Source organism: Tamlana crocina (assembly GCF_012037625.1).
Map to the genome: position 1 here is coordinate 1 of NZ_JAAVJS010000853.1, position 285 is coordinate 285.

General features: G+C 39.3%; 1 protein-coding gene. It reads right to left on the reverse strand.

The genetic code is table 11. The features are described from left to right. Positions 1-25: 25 nt before the first annotated feature. Positions 26-285 (reverse strand): glycoside hydrolase family 16 protein (locus HC176_RS19255; RefSeq protein ID WP_167920574.1); only part of this gene is annotated, 260 nt, incomplete at its 5' end.

Sequence of the window (285 nt, forward strand, 5' to 3'; positions counted from 1 at the left end):
TGCTTTTCCTCTTTTTTAGAGGTTGTTATTTATAAACTCTTACATAATCGATTTCCATAGTACCCGATATGAAATTAGGGTCAATGTTACCTCCCAAAGTGCCACCCATGGCAACATTCAGACTTAAAAACTGATCGGAATTAAAGGGCCAGGTACTTGCATTTTTGTTAGTAGGATTGTAGGTATAGTGTACCTTACCATCTACCGAAAAAACCAGTTTTTCAGGTGTCCACTCCAGCCCATAAACATGGAATTCTGTAGTGGCACTTTGAACGGAAGCAGTAG